Consider the following 17,775-nt stretch of genomic DNA (forward strand, 5'->3'; position numbering starts at 1 on the left):
TTCGTCCCCGCCCGTGCGCCGCGTCACGTCCGCAGCGCCTCCTCCAGCCGTCGCGCCACCGACGCCGCCTCCTGGCCGGGAAGCGGGTCGCCCGCGGGGCCGGTGACGTAGAAGGCGTCCACGGCGTTCGCGCCCAGCGTGCTGACGTGGGCGCTGCGCACCCGTAGCTTCGCGTCCTCCAGCGCCCGTCCGATCCGGAAGAGCAGTCCCGGCGCGTCCTGGGCGCGGACCTCGATCACGGTGGCGTGCCGGGAGGCGGCCGGGGCGACCGTGACCCGGGGCGGGGGCGCGGCCACGCCGTGGCGGCGCGGGTAGGCGGCGTCGCGTTCGGCGAGGCGGCCGGCGATGTCGAGGGAGCCGTCCAGGGCCCGGACCAGGTCGGCACGCAGCCGGGCGGCCTGGGGCAGTGCGCCGTACTCGGCGGCGACCCTCCAGTCGAGCAGGAGCACGGAGCCGCCCTCGACGCCGTCCGGCAGGTCCAGGGGCCGCAGCTCGGCCGTGCGGACGGTGAGCCGGTGGGTCGCCAGCACTCCGGCGACCGAGGGCAGGACGCCGGGCTGGTCGGGAACGGCTATCAGCAGTTCGACGCCGAGCGGCTCGGGCTCCCCCGGGTGCTCCTCGACGGGCGGCTCGGTCCGCGCCCGCAGGGCCAGGGCCGGCCCGCCGGTGCGGAAGGCCTCGATGGCGAGACGTTCCTGCTCGGCGGTGGGCGCGGCGGGCTCGGGCTCGTCGGACATGTCCCCGGCGAGGACCGCGTGGACCCGTCCGACCAGGTCGGTGACGAGGGAGCCGCGCCAGGACGACCAGGCGGCGGGCCCGGTGGCCTGGGCGTCCGCCTCGGTGAGGGCGTGCAGCAGTTCGAGGGTGCTCTGGGTGCCGACCGCCTCGGCGACGGCGCGGACGGTGGCCGGGTCGTCCAGGTCGCGCCGGGTGGCGGTCCGGACGAGCAGCAGATGGTGGCGTACGAGGGTGGCGAGCACCCGGGTGTCCGCCGGGTCGAGGCCGATGCGCCCGGCGACCTCCACGGCGACGGGCTCCCCGGCCGCGCAGTGGTCGCCGGGCCGGCCCTTGCCGATGTCGTGCAGCAGCGCGGCGACCAGGAGCAGGTCGGGGCGGCCGACCCGCCGGGTGAGGGCGGAGGCGCGGACGGCGGTCTCGATCAGGTGGCGGTCGACCGTCCAGCGGTGGACGGCGTTGCGCTGCGGGCGGCAGCGCACCCGTTCCCAGTCGGGCAGGAGCCGGGTGATCAGCCCTTCCGCCTCCAGTGCCTCCCAGACCTCGACGGTGGGACGGCCTGAGCCGAGCAGGGTGACGAGCTGTTCGCGGGCCTCGGCGGGCCAGGGCGTGGGCAGGGGGCGCGCGGTGGTGGCGAGGTGCCGTACCGCGTGCGGGGAGAGCGGCAGGCCTGCCTGCGCGGCGGCGGCAGCGGCGCGCAGCGGCAGCACGGGGTCGTGCTCGGGGCGCGCGGTGCGGGCGAGCCCGACCTCGCCGTCCTGTTCCACCACGCCTTCGGCGAGCGGGGTGCGCTCCGCGACCTGCTTCCCGCCGCCGAGCAGGGCGCGCAGCCTCGGCCGCACGGCGCGTGACCGGAGCACGCGCCCCACCTCGCGCCAGGTGACGTCACCGGCGTACGAGAGGACACGGGCCGCCTCGTACACCTGGCGCAGGAGCGCGTCGGCGTCGGGCAGGCCCAGTTCCGCGGCGACCTGGTCCTGGTCCTGCAGGGCGAGCCGGTCGGTGGCGCGGCCCGTCGTCAGGTGCAGGACGTCGCGCACGTCGAGCAGCCGGCGGCGGGCGTCGGCGAGGCCCTCCCGCGGGGCGTCCGCGAGCCAGGAGGCGGCGACGGCGCGCAGGGCGGTGGCGTCCCGCAGGCCGCCGCGGGCCTCTTTGAGGTCGGGTTCCAGGAGGTACCTCAACTCGCCCTGCCGTTCGGCGCGTTCGGCGCACAGTTCGCGGAGTTCGGGCAGCCGTTCCGGCGCCTGGTTGCGCCAGTCGGCGAGGACCGTGGTGCGCAGTGCGGTCGTCAGGCCGAGGTCGCCGGCGAGGTGCCGGGCGTCCAGCAGGCCGAGCTGGACCTTGAGGTCCTCGCGCGCCGCCCTGCGGGCCTCCGCCGGGGTGCGGACCGCGTGGTCGAGGGCGAGACCGAGGTCCCACACGGGGTACCAGAGGCGGTCGGCGAGGGCGGCGATCTCCTCAAAGTCGCCGCGGTGGTGCAGGAGCAGCAGGTCCAGGTCGCTGCGGGGCGACAGCTCTCCGCACCCGTAGCCGCCCACGGCGACGAGGGCGACGCCCCGCAGCCCACCGGCCGCCGCGGTGAACAGCTCCGCGAGCCAGCCGTCGGTCAGTCCGGCGAGCGCGGTCCGGCGCGGTCGCCCCGACGGTGTCCCCTCGGTGAGGAGCCACAGCCGGGCCGCCGCGTAGCCTTTCTCCGCTTCGCCTCGTACGTCCGCGCCCGTCATCGGCGGCTCCTGTCCTCGCCGTTCAGAGCGCGTCCGGGCCGCGCTCGCCGGTGCGGACCCGTACCGCCGTCTCGACCGGCACCGACCAGACCTTGCCGTCACCGATCTTGCCCGTGCGGGCGGCCTTGACGACGACCTCGATCAGCTGGTCGGCCTCGTCGTCCTCGGCGAGCACCTCGATGCGGATCTTGGGCACCAGGTCGACGGTGTACTCGGCTCCGCGGTAGACCTCGGTGTGGCCGCGCTGGCGTCCGTAGCCACTCGCCTCGGTGACGGTGAGGCCGTTGACGCCGAACGACTGGAGGGCCTCCTTGATCTCGTCGAGCCGGTGGGGCTTGACCACGGCGGTGATGAGCTTCATGCGTCCACCTTCCTGCTGCGTGTGGCGGCCTTCTTGATCTGCGCGGCGGCCAGGGCCGGGGCGGCGACGCCGCCGACGCCGCCGCCCGCTCCGGTGAGGTCGTACGCGGTCTCGGCGTGCTCGGCCTGGTCGATGCCGGAGACCTCCTCGTCCTCGGTGACCCGCATGCCGATGGTCCGGTCCAGCAGGAAGGCGAGGACCGCGGAGGCGATCAGGGAGTAGGCGAGGACGGCGAAGACTCCGGCGCACTGCTTCCAGAACTGCTCCAGGCCACCGCCGTAGAACAGGCCCCGGACGGCGGACTGGCCCTTGCCGCTGGCGAAGAAGCCGATCAGCAGGGAGCCGACGACGCCGCCGACCATGTGGACGCCGACCACGTCGAGGGAGTCGTCGTAGCCGAACCGGTACTTCAGGCCGACCGCCATGGCGCACAGGACTCCGGCGACGGCGCCCACGGCCATCGCGCCGAGCGGGGAGACGGCGCCGCCGGACGGGGTGATCGCGACCAGTCCGGCGACCGCGCCGGAGGCGGCTCCGAGGGTGGTGAACGCGCCGTGCCGGACCTTCTCATAGGCGAGCCAGGCGAGCATGGCGGTGCCGGTGGCCACCTGGGTGTTGACGAACATCAGCGGGCCGACGCCGTCGTCGTTGCCGAGCCAGGAGCCGGCGTTGAAGCCGAACCAGCCGAACCACAGCAGGCCCGCGCCGAGCATGACGAGCGGGAGGCTGTGCGGGCGCATCGGGTCCTTCCTGAATCCGATGCGCCTGCCGATGACGAGGATCACGCCGAGCGCCGCCGCGCCGGCGTTGATGTGGACGGCGGTACCGCCCGCGAAGTCGATCACTCCGAGTGTGCCGGCCCAGCCGCCGGGGCCCCAGACCCAGTGGGCGACCGGGAAGTACACGACCGTGACCCACAGCACCAGGAACAGTGTCCAGGCGCTGAACTTCACCCGGTCGGCCAGGGCGCCGCTGATCAGAGCGGGGGTGATGATCGCGAACATCAGCTGGAAGACGGCGAAGACGAAGACCGGGATGGTGTGTCCGGGCCACAGTTCGGTCCTGCCGATGCCGCTGAAGCCGACGAAGCCGGAGGTCCAGCCGATGAGGGAGCCCCGGTCGGTGCCGAAGGCCATCGAGAAGCCGTAGAGCACCCACAGGACGGTGACGGCTCCGAGGCTGATGAAGCTCATCATCAGCATGTTCAGCGTGCTCCTGACCCGGACCATGCCTCCGTAGAAGAAGGCCAGTCCGGGGGTCATCAGCATCACGAGGGCGGAACAGATGAGCATGAAGCCGGTGTTGGCGGACGACAGTTTGGGCGCGTCCGCCGCCAGCATGATGGCGGCTGGTGCCATCGGCGTCTCCTCGTCGGTCGGTACGGCCCCGTGCGGGCGGCCGGGCGAAGCCTTGCTCGGTCCGGTCGGCGAGTCGGCGTGAAGTGGGCCGGCCGACCGTGTCACGAGACTGGCCGAGCGCGGTTTCGGCGGACGCCTCTCGTTGTTTCGCCCGGATGACGAAGAGGTCTGCTGTGTTACGTGGCGGTGAATCGCGTGATGACGTGCCGTGAAGCCCGTACGGAAGAACAGGCCGACCGCGGGCGGCCTTCCGATGACCAGGCATGGGGGAGCCGAGTCGGGCAGTTCGGGAGGGCCGGCCGCGGCCGGGGTCGGGGAGGCGCTGTCAGACGGCCTCGGCGGCGGTCTCGGGCAGTTCGAGGGCGAGCTGTTCGGTCAGGTCGATGACCTCGGCGACGTCCCCGTAGGTGCGCACGGCGTTGTCGACGGTCTTGCGGATACGGGTGTTCACGCGCTCGGAGCGGACCTTCTTGGCCACCCTCATGGCCTGCCTCGCGTACTCGGTGCTCTGCTCGGGCTCGCGCTGGAGCAGCTGCACCGTGGCCATGCCGATGAGGTTCAGGGCGTACGACCGCTGGTGTTCGTGGTCCTCGGCGAACCGGTCCACGGCCTTCCGCATCAGTGGCTCCGCCAGGGAGGCGTAGGTGGGGCTGCGGCCGGCGACGTAGGCGAGGTCGCGGAAGGAGTGGGAGTTCTCTCCGTACAGCTCGGCCTCGGAGAAGAAGCGGATCCAGTCGGGGTCCGGCTCGTCCCAGTCCTCGGCGTCACCGAAGGAGTCCTCGGCCATGCGCACGGCGCGCTTGCACTTGCCGGGCTGGCCCATGTTGGCGTAGGCGCGGGCCTCCAGCGCGTACAGCATGGACTGGGTGCGCGGGCTCGCGCAGTCGCGGCTGCCGTACTGCGCGAGGTGGATGAGCTCCAGGGCGTCCTCGGGGCGGCCGAGGTGGATCATCTGGCGGCTCATGCTGGACAGGACGTAGGAGCCGAGCGGCCTGTCGCCGGCTTCCTTGGCGGCGTGCAGGGCGAGCACGAAGTACTTCTGGGCGGTGGGCTGGAGTCCCACGTCGTAGCTCATCCAGCCGGCCAGTTCGGCGAGTTCGGCGGCGACCTTGAACAGCCGGCGGCCGGTGGTTTCGGGCTGGGGCTCCTGGAGGAGGTCCGTCACCTCGTGCAACTGGCCGACGACGGCCTTGCGGCGCAGGCCGCCGCCGCACTGGGCGTCCCACTGCCGGAACATCACCGTGGTGGTCTCCAGCAGCTCCAGCTCGGGCCGGGAGAGCCGGCCGGGGCGGCGGGAGGCGGCCTGCGGCTCGGGCTCCGCCAGGGGCGCCGGGGGCACGGGCACGAGCCAGCGCTGGAGCGGTTCGATGAGGGACGGGCCCGCGGACAGCGCCAGCGACGTTCCGAGGAAGCCGCGCCGCGCCAGCATCAGGTCGCTGCGCGAGAACTCGCTGAGCAGGGCCACGGTCTGCGGGCCCGTCCAGGGCAGGTCGACACCGGTGGCGGAGGGCGTCGGGCGTGCGGTGCGCAGGCCCAGGTCCTCCACCGCGACGACGCAGCCGAAACGCTCGGAGAAGAGCTCCGAGAGGATCCTGGGGATCGGCTCGCGCGGGTTCTCGCCGTCCAGCCAGCGCCTGACGCGCGAGGTGTCGGTGGAGATGTGGTTGGCGCCCAGCTGGCGGGCGCGGCGGTTGACCTGGCGGGCCAGCTCGCCCTTGGACCAGCCGCTGCGCGCGAACCACGAGGCGAGCAGCTCGTTCGGGCGCTTGTCCGCGCTCGCAGCGCTCGTCCCGCTTCCGCCGTTGCCGCTCACTGGAACGCCCCCATCCCTGAGACCACTTGCTCGCTTGGTGCGCCAAGCCCTATCAGAATGCCGGTCAACAAGGCCTTTCGTCCGCCGATTCTCACCCTTCGAACCGACTGCCGAGTTGCCTCCGGCATACCCATGAGTGCATGTGCCCCCAGGCCTCGCACACTCACAGTAATCCTACGGTCACCCGCTCAGCCACGGGGATCGCTGAAACGCCACCATTCGCCACCCCTTCGTATGAACCCGCGCCGGCCCAGGAGCGATTCACTTGACATAGGCCGGCCGCGGGCGGGTGGAGCGGTGCACGCGAGGGCGCGCACTGCCGGGCGCACCACCCGCGGCACTTCCGCACGCCGCCCGGACCCGGCACCACCGGGGAGGCGCGGCAACGGAGGGTGACGATGAACATTCGTCTCGTAACCATCGGGGCGGTGGACCCGTTGGAGGGGGCATGGGCTTCACGATCGGCGGTATGCGCGAGATCCGCTCCGGCACGCGGCGGCGCGGCCGGTCGTACCGCTCGTCGGAGTGCACGGCGGTCGCCGAGTACACCGGGCTGTGGGGCTGGGACGTGGTGCGGGGCGCGCGGGCCGTCGGCGGGGCCTGTTCCTGCGGCCGCACGGCCTGCCCGGCTCCGGGCGCCCATCCCCTGGACTTCGCGCCCGGGATCCCGGCCGGGGCCACGCTCGACGAGGCGACCAGGGCGTGGCGGGAGCTTCCGGGGGCCGCGGTGATGCTGGCCGTCGGCCGCGCGTTCGATGTCATCGAGGTCGCAGAGCCGGCCGGGCGCCGAGCCCTGGCCCGGCTGGAGCGGATGGGCCTGCCTCTCGGCCCGGTGACCGCCACGCCGGACGGCCGGGCCCAGTTCTTCGTCGCCCCCGGCGCCGCCGCCGAGCTGCCCGCCCTGCTCTACCGGCTGGGCTGGGACGATCCCGGCTCCCTCGACCTGCGCGGCCTCGGCCCCGGTACGTTCCTCACGGCCCCGCCCTCCGACCGCGGCGGCCGCGGCCCGGTGCGCTGGCTCCGCCCACCTGCCCTGGACGCGGCCAAGCCCCCTCAGGCCCGCCTCCTCCTCGGCACCCTGGCCTACGTGGCCCACCGCTCCCGGGCGTAGCGCGACGGGCTCGGCACGGCGACGGCGGCGACCTCCTTCGGCGAGCGGCCTCCTGTCGGCGAGCGAGGACCGGGGCGCGGGTTCAGCCCCACCGCGACGGCCTCACACGAAAGCGCCCGCCCCGGTGGTGGGGCGGGCGCTGTGGAGGGTGGGGGTCAGTCGCCGATGAGGGCGTCGACGAAGGCCTCCGGTTCGAAGGGGGCCAGGTCGTCCGGGCCCTCGCCGAGGCCGACCAGCTTGACCGGCACGCCCAGCTCGCGCTGGACGGCGACCACGATGCCGCCCTTGGCCGTGCCGTCCAGCTTGGTGAGCACGATGCCGGTGATGTCGACGACCTCGGCGAAGACGCGGGCCTGGACCAGGCCGTTCTGTCCGGTGGTCGCGTCGAGCACGAGCAGCACCTCGTCGAGCGGCGCGTGCTTCTCCACGACGCGCTTGACCTTGCCGAGCTCGTCCATGAGGCCGGTCTTGGTGTGCAGGCGGCCGGCGGTGTCGATGAGCACCACGTCGGCGCCCATCTCCTTGCCCTCCTTCACCGCGTCGAAGGCGACGGAGGCGGGGTCGCCGGCCTCCGGTCCGCGCACGGTGTAGGCGCCGACCCGCTCGCCCCAGGTCTGGAGCTGGTCGGCGGCGGCCGCGCGGAAGGTGTCGGCGGCGCCCAGCACGACGCTGCGGCCGTCGGCGACCAGGACGCGGGCGAGCTTGCCGGTCGTCGTGGTCTTGCCGGTGCCGTTGACGCCGACGACCATCACGATGCCCGGCTTGCTGGTGGCCGGCTCGGTCTTCACGATGCGGTCCATGTCGGGCCCGATCAGCGTGAGCAGCTCCTGACGCAGGAGTCCGCGCAGCTCCTCGGGGGTGCGGGTGCCGAGCACGCGCACGCGCTCGCGCAGCCGCTCGACCAGTTCCTGGGTGGGCTGCACGCCGACGTCGGCGGTCAGCAGCGTGTCCTCGATCTCCTCCCACGTGTCCTCGTCGAGGTTCTCGCGGGACAGCAGGACGAGCAGGCCCTTGCCCAGGGCGTTCTGCGAGCGGGAGAGACGGGCGCGCAGCCGCACCAGACGGCCGGCGGTGGGCTCGGGCACCTCGATCGGGGGTGCGGGGAGCTCCTCGACGGGCGGCTCCTCGACGGCGGTGGGAGCCGAGCCGCCGGGGAGGTCCACCTCCTCGATCGTCCGCCGCGGCTCCTCCCGCGGCGTCTCGGCCTCCTCGCCGACGTGTGGCTCGGCCGGAGGGGCGGTGATGTCGGGCGCCGAGGGCGGCGGCGGGGGCGGCGGCTTCCTCCGCCGGCTGCCGACGATGAGCCCGCCGAGCGCGCCGAGCACCACCACGGCGATGACTACAGCAAGGATGATGGTTTCCATAACGCGTCCAGTATGCGCGACCACCTGCGCGGTCAGCGGTAGTCCCGACGGGGCCGCGTGCCCCCGGAACACCGGCCCGGCGGCCGCCCGGTCACCCCATCTCCTCCAGCGCCTTGCCCTTCGTCTCGTTGACGAACTTCAGGACGAACGGGATGGAGAGCGCGGCGAAGGCCGCGTAGATGACATAGGTCCCGGCGAGGTTCCAGTCGGCCAGCGACGGGAAGCTCGCGGTGATGGCCCAGTTGGCGATCCACTGCGCGGAGGCGGCCACGCCCAGGGCGGCGGCGCGGAGCTTGTTCGGGAACATCTCGCCGAGCAGGACCCAGACGACGACACCCCAGGACAGGGCGAAGAAGAGGACGAAGACGTGGGCCGCGATCAGGGCGACCCAGCCCTGGGTGGCCGGCAGCTTGCCGCCGGCCAGGGGGTACGAGAACGCCCAGGCCTCCAGGGCGAGACCGGCGACCATGCCGGACGAGCCGATGAGCGCGAGCGGCCTGCGGCCGATGCGGTCCACGAAGATCATCGCGATCACGGTGCCGACGATGTTGATGATCGACGTCGTGAACGAGTAGAGGAACGACTCCGTCGGGTTGACGCCGACCGACTGCCACAGCGTCGCGGAGTAGTAGAACGCGACGTTGATGCCGACGAACTGCTGGAAGGCGGACAGGCCGATGCCGATCCAGACGATCCGCTTGAAGAGGAAGCTGCCGCCGAGCAGGTCCTTGAAGCTGGACCTGTGCTCGCGCTTCATGGCGTTCTCGATCTCGGCCACGCGGGCGTCGAGGTCGATGTGGTCGCCCTCGATCTCGGCGAGGATCCGGCGTGCCCTCTCGCGGCGGCCCACGGAGAGCAGGAAGCGCGGGGACTCGGGGATGGCGAAGGACAGCAGTCCGTACAGGGCGGCCGGGACGACCATCACGCCGAGCATGACCTGCCAGGCCTCCAGGCCCAGCAGCCGGCCGCGCTGGTTGCCGCCGGCGGCGTTGAGCAGTCCCCAGTTGACGAGCTGGGAGACGGCGATGCCGACGACGATCGCGGCCTGCTGGAAGGAGCCGAGGCGGCCGCGGTAGGCGGGCGGGGCGACCTCGGCGATATAGGCGGGACCGATGACCGAGGCCATGCCGATGGCGAAACCGCCGACGATCCGCCAGAAGGCGAGGTCCCAGAGGGCGAACGGCAGGGCGGAGCCGACGGCGCTGATGGTGAACAGGGTCGCGGCGATCTGCATGCAGCGGATGCGGCCGATGCGGTCGGCGATACGGCCCGCGGTGGCGGCGCCGATCGCGCAGCCGATCAGGGCGATGGCGATGACCTGGGCCAGTTCCGCGGATCCGATGCCGTAGCGGCTCCGGATGGCTTCGACGGCGCCGTTGATGACGGAGCTGTCGTACCCGAACAGGAAGCCGCCCATGGCGGCGGCCGCGGCGATGAAGATGACGTGCCCGAGATGTTCGGGGTGGGCTGTCCGGGCTCCTGGGCCTGGGGCCTGCGTGGTGGTCACATGTACTCCTCGGGCACACCGGCACGCGCTGCCGGGGTGGGGGTCAGGCATGATCCGACTACCCCGAAGTGGCGAGCGCACGCGGACCCGCCCGCCACCGCACGCGCGCCGGGTAGCCGCCGCGGGCGCCGGCTTCCCCCGCCGCCGCTCACGCGGCGGGCCGTTACCGCAGGCGCTGGCTGATGACCTTCGACACGCCGTCGCCCTGCATGGAGACGCCGTAGAGCGCGTCGGCGACCTCCATCGTGCGCTTCTGGTGCGTGATCACGATGAGCTGCGAGGCCTCCTGGAGTTCCTGCATGATCCGGATCAGCCGCTGGAGGTTGGTGTCGTCGAGGGCCGCCTCGACCTCGTCCATGACGTAGAAGGGGCTCGGACGGGCCTTGAAGATGGAGACGAGCAGCGCCACGGCGGTCAGCGACCGCTCGCCGCCGGAGAGCAGGGACAGCCGCTTGACCTTCTTGCCCGGCGGGCGCGCCTCGACGTCCACGCCCGTGGTGAGCATGTTGTCGGGGTCGGTCAGTACGAGCCGGCCGTCGCCGCCCGGGAAGAGCCTGCCGAAGACGCCCTCGAACTCGCGGGCGGTGTCCCGGTAGGCCTCGGTGAAGACCTGCTCGACGCGCTCGTCGACCTCCTTGACGACCTGGAACAGGTCGGCGCGGGTCTTCTTGAGGTCCTCGAGCTGCTCGCTGAGGAACTGGTGGCGTTCCTCCAGCGCCGCGAACTCCTCCAGGGCGAGCGGGTTGACCTTGCCGAGCTGCTGGTAGGCGCGCTCGGCGGCCTTCAGCCGCTTCTCCTGCTCGGCCCGTGCGTAGGGCCGGGGCCGGTTGCGGGGGTGCTGGGGGTCCTCCGGGAGCTGCTCGCCCTCGGCGGGGGGCGAGGGCGGTACCGGCTGGTGCGGCCCGTACTCCTCCATCAGGCCCGCCGGTTCGACCCCGAGTTCCTCCAGGGCCCTGGTCTCCAGCTGCTCGATGCGCAGCCGCTTCTCGGCGCCGAGCACCTCGCCCCGGTGGACCGAGTCGGTCAGCTTGTCGAGTTCGGCCTTGAGCTCCCGGCCCTCGGTGCGGGCGGCGGTCAGTTCCTGCTCGCGACGGGCCTTGGCGGCCTCGGCGGCGGACCGCTCCTGTTCGGCGCGGGCCACGGAGACCTCGACGTGGGCGAGCAGCTGCCGGGCGCCGGCGGCGACGGCCGAGGCCACCTCCGCCTCGTGGCGCAGCCGGGCGCGCCGCTGCTCGGCACGCGCGCGTGCCTCGCGTTCGGCGCGGGCGGCCCGGTCCAGCGAGTCGGCCCTGCCGGCCAGCCCCTTGACCCGTTCCTCGTGCGTACGGACCTGGAGGCGGGCCTCCATCTCGGTCTGGCGGGCGTTGGCACCGTCGGCTGCGAGCCGGTCGCGTGCGGAGGTGTCGGGCTCCTCCTCGATCGGCATCTCCTCGGCCACGGCGAGCCGCTCGGCCAGCTCGCCCACTTCCTGGAGGGCGTTGTCGAGGGCCTCCTGAGCGCGGGCGGCGGCGGAGGCCGAGCGCTCGGCCTCCCCGGCGGCGCCGCGTGCCTGTCCGGCGAGCCGGCCCAGTTGCTGGGCGACGGCCGACTTCTCCCGGTCGGCGGTCCGCCGCCGCTCCCCCAGTTCCTCGACCAGCGCCGCGCACCGGCCGCGCCGCTCGGCGGCCCGCTGCTGGTCCTCGGTCAGCTCCTCGCACCGCACGGCGAGCCGCTCCAGCTCGGCGGCGGCCTCGTCCACGAAGGCCTGTACCTCCAGCAGGCTGGGCGCACCCGCGGAGCCGCCCTGGGCGAAGTACGCCCCGAGCAGATCGCCCTCGGCGGTCACCGCGGTCAGCTCCGGCCGGGCGAGAACCAGGTCCTCCGCGTCCTCCAGCGTCCCCACCACGACGATTCCCCGCAGCAGCCACCGCACGGCGGGCATCAGCCCGGCGGGACCGCGTACGAACTCGGCCGCGAAGGGGTGGTCCGGTGCCGGGCCGGGCGGGGCCTCGGTGGTCTCCGGTGAGGGGCCGGCGAGGAGCAGCGCGGCCCGGCCCGCGTCCTGTTTGCGCAGCAGGCGCAGGGCGTCGGCCGCCGCGGTGGGGGTGGTCACGGCCAAGGCGTCGGCGGCGGCGCCGAAGGCGGTGGCCAGGGGGGTCTCGTAGCCGGGGGTGACCGTCAGGAGTTCGGCGGCGGGGCCCAGCAGGCCGGTGAGGCGGCCCTTGGCGCCGAGCAGGACGCCCGTACCGTCCTTGCGGCGCAGGCCCAGGGCGAGGGCGTCGTGCCGGGCCTGGGTCGCCGCCCGCTTGCGTTCGGCCGCGGTGACCGCCTCGCGGGCCGCGGTGAGGACGGCCTCCGCCTCGGCCAGCGCCGTCCTCGCCGCCTCGTGCCGCCCGGCCAGTTCCTCGTCGCCCGCGTCGAGTCCGTCGACCTCGGCCTTGAGCGCCTCGTACTCCTCCTGGGCGTGGACGGCACGTTCCTGGGCCTCGTCCCTGGCGGCGGCCAGCCGCTCGATCTCGGCCTGGGCGGAGGCGGCGCGCGAACGGGCCGCGTTCACCTGGCCGCCGAGCCGGGCCAGGCCCTCGCGGCGGTCGGCGATGGCGCGGGCCGCGTCCTTCAGGCGCCGCTCCTCGACGGCCAGTTCCCGTTCCAGCTCGGCGCGGTGGGCGACGGTGTCGTCCAGGGCGTGCTGGGCCTCCTCCAGGGCCGCCTCGAGCCCCGCCTCCTGCTCGCGGACGCGCTCGGCCTCGCGTTCCAGTTCCTCGGGATCGCGGCCGCGCCGCTCCTCGGGCGGCGCGGAGGTGGCGCTGTGCACGCGCGCGTCGGCGAGCGAGATCGTGCCGCGTACGCGCTCGGCGAGCTGGGACAGTTCGTACCAGGTCTGCTGGGCGCGCTGGAGGCGCGGGACGAGCCTGCGCACCTCGTCCTCGAGGAGCGCCTCGCGCTGGAGCGCCTTCTTCAGCTCCTGCTCGGCGGCTTCCTTGCGTTCCTTCAGGGCCGCCTCGTCGGCGACCTCGGTCCTCAGCGCCTCGCGCAGGCCGACGAGGTCGTCGGCCAGGAGCCGCAGGCGCGCGTCCCTCAGGTCGGCCTGGATGACCGCGGCCCTGCGCGCGACCGCCGCCTGCCGGCCGAGCGGCTTGAGCTGGCGGCGCAGTTCGTCGGTGAGGTCCTGCACGCGCGCGAGGTTGGCCCGCATGGCGTCCAGCTTCCTGAGCGCCTTCTCCTTGCGCTTGCGGTGCTTGAGGACGCCCGCGGCCTCCTCGATGAAGGCGCGGCGGCCCATGGGGTCGGCGTGCAGGACGGAGTCGAGCTGGCCCTGGCCGACGATGACGTGCATCTCGCGGCCGATGCCGGAGTCGGACAGCAGTTCCTGGATGTCGAGCAGCCGGCAGGTGTCGCCGTTGATCTGGTACTCGCTGCCGCCGTTGCGGAACATGATCCGCGTGATGGTGACCTCGGCGTACTCGATGGGCAGGGCCCCGTCGGAGTTGTCGATGGTCAGGGACACCTCGGCGCGGCCGAGCGGCGGGCGCCCGGTGGTGCCGGCGAAGATGACGTCCTCCATCTTGCCGCCGCGCAGCGACTTGGCCCCCTGCTCACCCATGACCCAGCTGAGCGCGTCCACGACGTTGGACTTGCCCGAGCCGTTCGGACCGACGACGCACGTGATCCCCGGTTCGAACCGGAGCGTGGTCGCCGAGGCGAACGACTTGAACCCGCGGAGGGTCAGGGCCTTGAGGTGCACGCAGCCGGACTTTACCGGCAGCCACTACCCCACTTCACCAACCCCCGCAACCGCGCGGTTTCGTCTCTGAATATGCAGGGCAGACCAAATGTCAAAGACGGTGAAAGGATGCGCGGGGGCAACGAAGGCGGGGCAAGAAGGGCGGGGGGAAAGAACGAAGGGACGCCGAAGCGTCCCTTGCAACTCTGACAACTGAGCGGTTGACGACAGCCCAACCCCTGTGTCGTTGTGTGATGCAGTGATCAGGTGAGCGCAGGCTCCGCCTGGTGTGCGTCGACGCGCTCCATGATCCTGTCGTGAGAAGCGGCAGCCGTCAGGGCGTCGTTCTCCGCCTGGATCCGCACAAGCTCGGATTCCAGGTCCTGGACGCGCTGCTGGAGCCGTCGCATCTCGGCGAGGAGTCGAGGGTCGGAGCCGCCGACGTAACCGAGAAGCGCCTTTGCCATGATGGATGGTCCTCCACACTGAGTGACCGACCGAAGCGGTGTGGGTCGTGAGGGATTTGCACCCGTGGTGCTTGGCACTGCCTGAGTTGTGGTGCCGTTCATCCATGCCAAACAGCTGAGGTGCGCGGGCTTTCAGCGTCTCACCAAAAAGTTTGACGGTCAACACGATCACGCCCCGTATCCATGGGTGTCCCGGGGGCGCGCGACCGGAAACCAGGTGGCGCTGCGACTCCTGCGGGCCCTTCGGGGCGTGCGGATCATCCTGCTGTGCGGAGCCTGCCATGCCGCGCGTTTCTTGGCAACCACCTGCTCCTTTTCCCTCCGGGCAGGTGCCGGTGGCAGATGCCGCCGCCGCCGTCGGGGCCCCACCGCGCCACACGGTCAGCGGATCGCGAACCCGTCGTAGCCGCCGCGAGGTGTGTCCCATATCTCGGTGACACCGTCGACGCGTCCGGGCGTGTCGCCGCCCTGCAACCAGTCCAGGAGCTTCTGGCACCCCTCGCGGGCGCCCTCGGCGACCACCTGCACGCGCCCGTCCCCCAGGTTGAGGGCGAAACCGCTCAGGTCACCGATCTCCAGCGCCCTGGCCCGCGTGAACCAGCGGAAACCCACTCCCTGGACGTGTCCGCGGACCCAGGCGACCAGTCGAACATCCTCGCTCATGGGTGCAACCTAACCGGCCAATGTCTCTCGCGGCACCTCCGCCCCTGGCGCCATGCGGTACCGTCCCGATCCAATGAATCTCATCTGAAACTCACTCGATCGTGTGAGTTGGGTTGACCGCGTCGGCTCAGGGCGCGCGTCGACCGAGAGAGACGAGGAAGGCCAGCACATGGGACGCCACCGACGCTGGGACGCCGGCCGCGCCGCCACGGGCCGCGCCACGGGGGACAGTCGGACGCACGGCTCGTACGAGTACGAGCCCGACCGCGATCCGTGGGACAGCCGCCCGCAGGGCGACGACGGCCGCCTGGGCATCGCGCCCTATCTGAACCCGGACCTGTACAGCGACGCCCCCACCACGGCTCCTGCTCCGGAGTACCTCTTCGACACGGACGACGGCTCCGCCCACGCAAGCACCACCGTGATCTTCCCGGCGGACGGCTTCAGCCCGGCGGACGGGCCGCGGGAGCGGGGGCACCGCCGGAAGAAGAAGGCCGCGACGCCGGTCCGCACGGGGCTGCTCGGGGTCTCCGCCGCGGTCGCCCTCGGCACCGTCGCGGTCGCCACCGGCGCGGTGCCCGGTCTGGAGAACTACAAGCTGGGCGGCCCGGGCGGCGGCGCCGACAAGGTGCAGGCCGCGGGCTCGCCGACGAACAGCGAGGCCCCGCTGGGCGGTACCTCCGGCAGCGCCGACGCGGGCGGCCAGGCCGGCGGCTCCACGACGAGCCGCGGCGCGGACCGGCCCGTGCCGTCGCAGCGGTCCGCCTCCGAGTCGGCTCCGGCCTCGAAGCCGGACGCGGAGGCGTCGGCCACGCCCACCGAGGCACCGGAGGCGAAGCCGACCACCGCCCCGGAGAAGCCGGAGACCGCGCCGGCCGAGACCGCCTCCCAGGCCGCCCCGGCGAAGACCGAGGCCCCGACCGCCGCCCCCACGCAGGCGGCCGTCGAGGCCGAGGTGCTCAGGCTCGTCAACGAGGAGCGGGCGAAGGTGGGGTGCAGCGCGCTGACGGCGAGCAGCGCGCTTGCCGGCCTCGCCCAGGACTTCAGCGAGGCCATGGCCGCCGAGAACTTCTTCGACCACACCGACCCCAGCGGCGCCTCGCCGTGGGACCGGGCGGCGAAGCTCGGCATCACCAGCCTCGGCGGCGAGAACATAGCCCGCGGGCAGGCCGACGCGGCGGCGGTGATGGACGCCTGGATGAACAGCCCGGGCCACCGCGCCAACATACTGAACTGCGACTTCAAGACCCTGGGCGTCGGCGTGCACTTCGGCTCCGGCGGTCCGTGGTGGACGCAGGACTTCGGGTACTGACCTGGGGGAGCCGGGGAAGTGACGGGTCGGGGACGCTTCGATCGCGGACACTCATGCCGGCCGTCCATGGGCCACATGTCCACGCGTGCGGGTTGCGGCTGCAGGCGCTCCGTCTCCGTGCTCGGCCGGTCGGGCCGTCCCAGCTCGTAGAGGCGGCGGTCCAGGCAGCGGCGGTCCAGGCCGGGGCCACCCGGAGTCTGCAAGGCGTGGGACATCCACACCCTCGGCCTGTGCCCTGACCGCGAATCGGGGCTCCGACTCGGGTCTCCGAACGGTCGGGGGGCACTGACTCGTGGTTAGCGCCGTCTGATGGTCAGCGCTGTGCGCCAGTACGCTGGAGGGTATGAGCACCCCGCAGCCCCAGGACCTCCCGTACAGCGTGTTCGCCAGGGCCTGTCCCTCGCGCGGGACGCTCGAGCATGTCACGGGGCGCTGGGGCGGGCTGGCGCTGGGCGCCCTGTACGAGGGCTCGCTGCGCTTCAACGAGCTGCGCCGCAGGGTCGACGGCGTGAGCGAGAAGATGCTGTCCCAGACCCTCCAGGCGCTGGAGCGGGACGGCCTGGTGCACCGGGAGGCCCGGCCGACCAATCCGCCGCGGGTGGACTACGAGCTCACGGCGCTGGGCCGCGAGGTCGCCGAACGCCTGCTGGCCCTCATCCACTGCGTGGAGGGGCGCATGGACGACGTCCTGGCGGCACGCGAGCGTTACGACACCGCGCGCGGCGCCCGCTGACACTTCGGGCAGTAGTAGCTGGAGCGGTTCATCCACGGGCGGCGGCGCAGCGGGGTGGCGCAGCGGCGGCAGGGCAGGCCCTCGCGGCCGTAGGCGTCCAGGGAGCGGTCGAAGTAGCCGGACTCCCCGTTGACGTTGACGTAGAGGCTGTCGAAGCTGGTGCCGCCGACGGCGAGGGCCTCGTTCATCACCTCCCGGACGTGGGTGAGCAGTTCGGCCGTGCCGGGGCGGGTGAAGGTCGCGGTGGGCCGTTCGTAGTGGACGCGGGAGCGCCACAGGGCCTCGTCCGCGTAGATGTTGCCGACACCGCTGATCAGGGACTGGTCGAGCAGGGCCCGTTTGATGGTGGTCCGCTTGCGGCGCAGGGCCTGGTGGAAGGCCTCGTCGTCGAACAGCGGGTCTAGGGGGTCGCGGGCGATGTGCGCGATGACGTCGGGCAGCCCGTCGGGGGTGGTGTCGTGCAGCGACAGGCCGCCGAAGGTGCGCTGGTCGACGAAGCGGAGTTCGGTGGCCCCAGCCGCGCGATCGGCTGACGTCAACGTGTCGGCGAAGCGGACGCGGATGCGCAGGTGCTTCTCGGTGGGCGCGCCGACGGGCTGGACCAGTAGCTGGCCGCTCATGCCCAGGTGGGCCAGGACCGCCTGGCCGCTGTCCTCCAGGGGGAGCCACAGGTACTTGCCGCGGCGGCCGGGCAGGCCGAGCCGGTGACCCCGGACGCGGTGCGCGAAGTCCTCGGCGCCGGCCGGGTGGCGGCGTACGGCACGCGGGTGCAGCACCTCGACGTCGGCGACGCTGCGGTGCGCGACCCACCGTTCCAGTCCGCGTCGTACGACCTCGACCTCGGGCAGCTCGGGCATGACTCCCCCGTTCACACGTCGCGGCCGATGTGGCCGCGTCACGGGCCGAGCGCCCGCCCCGGGGCGG

Annotated in this window: 13 protein-coding genes; 3 read left to right on the forward strand and 10 right to left on the reverse strand. The window is 73.0% G+C overall.

Features of this window, described 5'->3' with window-relative positions; all coding sequences use genetic code 11:
• Positions 1–23 precede the first annotated feature (23 nt).
• From ACIOWN_RS27460 to ACIOWN_RS27475, 4 genes are all read right to left on the reverse strand, one after another.
• Complete coding sequence (locus tag ACIOWN_RS27460; protein ID WP_401983615.1) at positions 24–2,459, reverse strand: [protein-PII] uridylyltransferase; 2,436 nt, start codon at positions 2,457–2,459, stop codon at positions 24–26.
• A 22-nt stretch (positions 2,460–2,481) separates the two neighbouring features.
• Positions 2,482–2,820, reverse strand: coding sequence for a P-II family nitrogen regulator (locus ACIOWN_RS27465; protein ID WP_362353492.1), 339 nt, complete (start codon positions 2,818–2,820; stop codon positions 2,482–2,484).
• Positions 2,817–4,178, reverse strand: a complete 1,362-nt coding sequence (locus tag ACIOWN_RS27470) for an ammonium transporter (RefSeq protein WP_362353494.1) — start codon at positions 4,176–4,178, stop codon at positions 2,817–2,819. Before ACIOWN_RS27470 ends, ACIOWN_RS27465 begins: the two co-directional genes overlap by 4 nt.
• A 325-nt stretch (positions 4,179–4,503) precedes the next feature.
• Complete coding sequence (locus ACIOWN_RS27475) at positions 4,504–5,991, reverse strand: hypothetical protein (protein WP_362353496.1); 1,488 nt, start codon at positions 5,989–5,991, stop codon at positions 4,504–4,506.
• Between the two features lie 448 nt (positions 5,992–6,439).
• On the opposite strand from ACIOWN_RS27475, the gene ACIOWN_RS27480 reads away from it, so the two are divergent.
• Positions 6,440–7,102, forward strand: coding sequence for a bifunctional DNA primase/polymerase (locus ACIOWN_RS27480; protein ID WP_362353497.1), 663 nt, complete (start codon positions 6,440–6,442; stop codon positions 7,100–7,102).
• Positions 7,103–7,257: 155 nt separating this feature from the next.
• On the opposite strand, the gene ftsY is transcribed toward ACIOWN_RS27480, so the two are convergent.
• The 5 genes from ftsY to ACIOWN_RS27505 form a co-directional block, all read right to left on the reverse strand.
• Positions 7,258–8,466, reverse strand: coding sequence for a signal recognition particle-docking protein FtsY (gene ftsY / locus ACIOWN_RS27485; RefSeq protein ID WP_100571742.1), 1,209 nt, complete (start codon positions 8,464–8,466; stop codon positions 7,258–7,260).
• 91 nt (positions 8,467–8,557) lie between these two features.
• Positions 8,558–9,973 (reverse strand): sugar porter family MFS transporter, encoded by a 1,416-nt coding sequence (locus ACIOWN_RS27490; RefSeq protein ID WP_401983617.1) that lies wholly within the window; start codon positions 9,971–9,973, stop codon positions 8,558–8,560.
• Between the two features lie 163 nt (positions 9,974–10,136).
• Positions 10,137–13,697, reverse strand: a complete 3,561-nt coding sequence (gene smc / locus ACIOWN_RS27495; protein WP_401983619.1) for a chromosome segregation protein SMC — start codon at positions 13,695–13,697, stop codon at positions 10,137–10,139.
• A gap of 242 nt (positions 13,698–13,939) precedes the next feature.
• The gene (locus ACIOWN_RS27500; RefSeq protein ID WP_009190853.1) at positions 13,940–14,143 is read right to left on the reverse strand and encodes a hypothetical protein; all 204 of its coding nucleotides are present in this window, start codon (positions 14,141–14,143) and stop codon (positions 13,940–13,942) included.
• A 381-nt stretch (positions 14,144–14,524) separates the two neighbouring features.
• Positions 14,525–14,806 (reverse strand): acylphosphatase, encoded by a 282-nt coding sequence (locus tag ACIOWN_RS27505; RefSeq protein ID WP_100571746.1) that lies wholly within the window; start codon positions 14,804–14,806, stop codon positions 14,525–14,527.
• Between the two features lie 169 nt (positions 14,807–14,975).
• Between ACIOWN_RS27505 and ACIOWN_RS27510 the strand changes: the two genes are divergently transcribed.
• Both ACIOWN_RS27510 and ACIOWN_RS27515 read left to right on the forward strand, forming a co-directional pair.
• A complete protein-coding gene (locus ACIOWN_RS27510) occupies positions 14,976–16,118 on the forward strand; it encodes a CAP domain-containing protein (RefSeq protein WP_362353501.1) in 1,143 nt (380 codons plus the stop codon).
• A 343-nt stretch (positions 16,119–16,461) separates the two neighbouring features.
• Positions 16,462–16,851 carry a helix-turn-helix domain-containing protein gene (locus tag ACIOWN_RS27515; protein ID WP_362353503.1) on the forward strand — a complete coding sequence of 130 codons (390 nt, stop codon included), beginning with the start codon at positions 16,462–16,464 and terminating at the stop codon, positions 16,849–16,851.
• Here the strand turns inward: ACIOWN_RS27515 and mutM are convergent.
• The gene (mutM, locus tag ACIOWN_RS27520; RefSeq protein WP_362353504.1) at positions 16,824–17,708 is read right to left on the reverse strand and encodes a bifunctional DNA-formamidopyrimidine glycosylase/DNA-(apurinic or apyrimidinic site) lyase; all 885 of its coding nucleotides are present in this window, start codon (positions 17,706–17,708) and stop codon (positions 16,824–16,826) included. The genes ACIOWN_RS27515 and mutM overlap by 28 nt on opposite strands.
• Between the last annotated feature and the right edge of the window lie 67 nt (positions 17,709–17,775).

The organism is Streptomyces sp. NPDC087787 (genome assembly GCF_044743035.1).
In the GTDB taxonomy this organism is placed as follows: domain Bacteria; phylum Actinomycetota; class Actinomycetes; order Streptomycetales; family Streptomycetaceae; genus Streptomyces.

Excerpts from the sequence above, each read along its gene's own strand:
- ACIOWN_RS27465 (WP_362353492.1), bottom strand. The coding sequence starts at position 2,820 with ATGAAGCTCATCACCGCCGTGGTCAAGCCCCACCGGCTCGACGAGATC.
- ftsY (WP_100571742.1), bottom strand. The coding sequence starts at position 8,466 with ATGGAAACCATCATCCTTGCTGTAGTCATCGCCGTGGTGGTGCTCGGC.
- ACIOWN_RS27460 (WP_401983615.1), bottom strand. The coding sequence starts at position 2,459 with ATGACGGGCGCGGACGTACGAGGCGAAGCGGAGAAAGGCTACGCGGCG.
- ACIOWN_RS27470 (WP_362353494.1), bottom strand. The coding sequence starts at position 4,178 with ATGGCACCAGCCGCCATCATGCTGGCGGCGGACGCGCCCAAACTGTCG.
- ACIOWN_RS27515 (WP_362353503.1), top strand. The coding sequence starts at position 16,462 with ATGAGCACCCCGCAGCCCCAGGACCTCCCGTACAGCGTGTTCGCCAGG.
- ACIOWN_RS27505 (WP_100571746.1), bottom strand. The coding sequence starts at position 14,806 with ATGAGCGAGGATGTTCGACTGGTCGCCTGGGTCCGCGGACACGTCCAG.
- ACIOWN_RS27510 (WP_362353501.1), top strand. The coding sequence starts at position 14,976 with ATGGGACGCCACCGACGCTGGGACGCCGGCCGCGCCGCCACGGGCCGC.
- mutM (WP_362353504.1), bottom strand. The coding sequence starts at position 17,708 with ATGCCCGAGCTGCCCGAGGTCGAGGTCGTACGACGCGGACTGGAACGG.
- ACIOWN_RS27480 (WP_362353497.1), top strand. The coding sequence starts at position 6,440 with ATGGGCTTCACGATCGGCGGTATGCGCGAGATCCGCTCCGGCACGCGG.
- ACIOWN_RS27500 (WP_009190853.1), bottom strand. The coding sequence starts at position 14,143 with ATGGCAAAGGCGCTTCTCGGTTACGTCGGCGGCTCCGACCCTCGACTC.